Raw genomic sequence first — 3075 nt, 5'->3', positions numbered from 1 at the left:
TGAATAGTATCCAGTCGTGAATTAACACCAACCAGTTCATGGTGATATTTTTTGGCCTGGCCATGATTAGCAATTTTCCGAATTTTTATCCCCAGAGCTGTGTCGTTCGTATACAATGCGCCGCCATCACCATAACAACCCAGGTTCTTTGAAGGAAAAAAAGAAGTTGTACCAATATGGCCTATCGTACCAGCTTTCTTAACTGATCCATCTGAAAATGTGTAGTCTGCTCCGATAGCTTGAGCTGTATCTTCAATGACAAAAATATTATGTCGCTTGGCCACCTTCATGATGGGTTCCATATCAGCGCATTGCCCAAATAGATGAACTGGAACCACTGCCCTTGTTTTGGAAGTGATTGCCTTTTCAAATATATCAGCGGTGATGTTAAAGGTCTCCGGATCTACTTCAACCATTACAGGCTTCAGCTTCAACAGGGCTATAACTTCAGCAGTAGCAACATACGTGAAACATGGTACAATTACCTCATCGCCAGGCTGTAAGTTCAAAGCCATAAGCGCAATTTGTAAGGCATCGGTGCCATTTGCACACGGAATTACATGTTCTGCGCCAAGATACTGTGCCAGATCATCAGAGAACTTCTTTACCTGAGGGCCGTTGATGAAAGCAGTAGTATCAATTACTTCCTGTATAGCCTGATCAACTTCGGATTTGATTTTAGCATATTGACCTTTAAGGTCAACCATCTGTATATTCATATTATAAACGGGCGTCTACTAGTGTTCTGTCAAGGAATGATTTCGTGTCGAAGATAATGGCATCATGGCCATTTCTCAGAGCTTTAAAATCTATTTCTAAAAACTCGTCATGGCTTACTGCAAGAATTACAGCATCATACTGCTTACTTATATCCGGCACAAGATTGATCTTATATTCATGAGAAACTTCTGTTTTATTTGCATGCGGATCGTAAACATCAACCTGGAGCCCGAATTGTTCTAATTCCTTATGAATGTCAATTACCCTTGAATTTCTAATATCGGGACAATTTTCTTTGAAAGTAATCCCAAGTATTAAGGCTTTAGCTCCATGAATTTTATGGCCTTTTTTAATCATTAATTTGATGACTTTATTGGCCACAAACATTCCCATGTTGTCGTTTACACGGCGACCTGAGAGTATCACCTGCGGGTGATATCCAAGCGATTCTGCTTTGTGGGCAAGATAATACGGATCTACTCCAATGCAGTGTCCTCCAACCAGGCCTGGCTTGTATTTAAGAAAATTCCATTTTGTCCCTGCAGCATCTATTACATCGCTGGTATCTATTCCAATCCTGTCAAAGATCAATGCAAGTTCATTTACAAAGGAAATATTCACATCACGCTGAGCATTTTCAATTGCTTTTGACGCCTCAGCAACTTTCATATTTGGCGCTTTATGGGTACCAGCTGTAATTATAGAAGAATATAGCTGATCGACAATATCAGCAATTTCCGGTGTGGAACCAGAGGTTACTTTCTTTATCTTCGTTAATGTATTTACTTTGTCCCCTGGATTAATACGTTCAGGCGAATAGCCACAGTAAAAATCAGTATTGAATTTAAGTCCTGAGAACCTCTCCAAAACAGGAACACAATCTTCCTCTGTACAGCCGGGATAAACAGTTGATTCGTATATAACAATATCTCCCGGATCTAGAGCTTTACCGATCATTTCCGACGCTTTTAAAAGCGGAGTAAGGTCAGGGGCTTTAAACTGGTCAATCGGAGTTGGAACAGTGACTATATAAATATTACATCCTTGTAAATCGTCTACATTAGAAGAAAATCTTAAAGATGCATTTTCTTTCGAATTCATTACAGCCAATAAACTTTCCATGTCAGCCTCCATGGTCCGATCCCGTCCGTTTGATAATTCTTCTATCCTTTCCTGGTGGATATCGAATCCTAGAACTTGATATTTTCTGCCAAACTCAATGGCCAGAGGCAGCCCAACGTATCCTAACCCGATAATAGCAATCTTATTTGAAAAATGCGTTTCTGTCATTTGATTTATTAATTGTCTTTTAAATACGACTTAAATGAAGTTATTCCGTAACGCAAAGAAAGTAAAAGCAATGCTAATACCATCAGGCCAAAGCCAAACTTTAACATATTAAGATTTAAGTTTGATCCAGTTGTTTCAGAAAGGGGAAATAAAGGCCTTTCATAAATTTGTATAAAAGGCATTTGCTTGCCTAGTTCTATTCGGGTAGTTACAATAGAACTTGCCAGGGTAGAATAGGTTGATTGAAGGACGGAATTATCAACCTGCATTTTTTGAAAGCTTACTTTTACGGTGTTTGGTCTGGTGGAATTTGGGTCAGCATCTGCTCTAGAAGCAGAATTTGCAATACTTCTTGACATTAAATTACGAATGGAATCTGCCTGATGCTCTAATAATCTGATGCTCTGCTGAGTCCTGGCCGTTTTAGTATATTTATAGAATTTGGACGTTTCTTCTATAAGTTTTTCCAAAAAATATTTAGGGAAATATGGGTCCGAAGATTTAAAGGTCGCTGATATAATGCTGTTAAAAGCTCTTTCTACTTTTAGATTTGATGTGAAATCCTCTATAATACTTCTTAGATAAACATTTTGATTTACATCTGATGAATCCCTTTCGCCAGAAAACAATTGATAATTTGAATAGGCGGAGTTGCCACGTAAACCTTTTTCCTGTTTTTTATAATTGATAAAGAAATTAATCACGTAGTCAGTCTTATTGTTATAAGATATCTTGGATAAAAGGGTACGTTCAATAATCTGAGGGGAAGCCATTATATAGGTAATATCCAGACTTTCAAAAATATCCGCCCCGGACGAAGGTGTTGGTGCAGCCGATGCCAGTGCCAGGCCTAAAAGCGGATCAGGTGCTTCTTGCTTTACCCCTCCATTCACTAAAAACTTAATTCTACCAATATATTCAACCCTATTACCGACTTTCGAATAAGCATATCCGATTAATAAACCCAGAATTAATGCCCCAAGAATCCACAGCCATTTTCTTTTTAAATAGGCAAAGTACCCTCCAACTTGCTGGAATACAACTCTTAGAGATAATTCGCTATCG

At 38.5% G+C, this 3075-nt stretch carries 3 protein-coding genes; all 3 read right to left on the bottom strand.

Features of this window, described 5'->3' with window-relative positions:
- Window positions 1-719: DegT/DnrJ/EryC1/StrS family aminotransferase (locus WBJ10_RS07175; protein WP_424288836.1), on the bottom strand; the 719-nt coding region annotated here is incomplete at its 3' end.
- A gap of 1 nt (window position 720) precedes the next feature.
- Window positions 721-2010, bottom strand: coding sequence for a nucleotide sugar dehydrogenase (locus tag WBJ10_RS07170; RefSeq protein ID WP_424288835.1), 1290 nt, complete (start codon window positions 2008-2010; stop codon window positions 721-723).
- 8 nt (window positions 2011-2018) lie between these two features.
- A partial coding sequence (locus WBJ10_RS07165; protein WP_424288834.1) for a hypothetical protein occupies window positions 2019-3075 on the bottom strand: 1057 nt, incomplete at its 5' end.

The organism is Daejeonella sp. (genome assembly GCF_049655485.1).
GTDB lineage: Bacteria > Bacteroidota > Bacteroidia > Sphingobacteriales > Sphingobacteriaceae > Daejeonella.
This window is presented reverse-complemented; position numbering and strand designations above follow the sequence as displayed.

What these genes read in the sequence shown, in the direction of transcription:
- WBJ10_RS07170 (WP_424288835.1), bottom strand. Translation starts at nt 2,010, where the DNA reads ATGACAGAAACGCATTTTTCAAATAAGATTGCTATTATCGGGTTAGGA.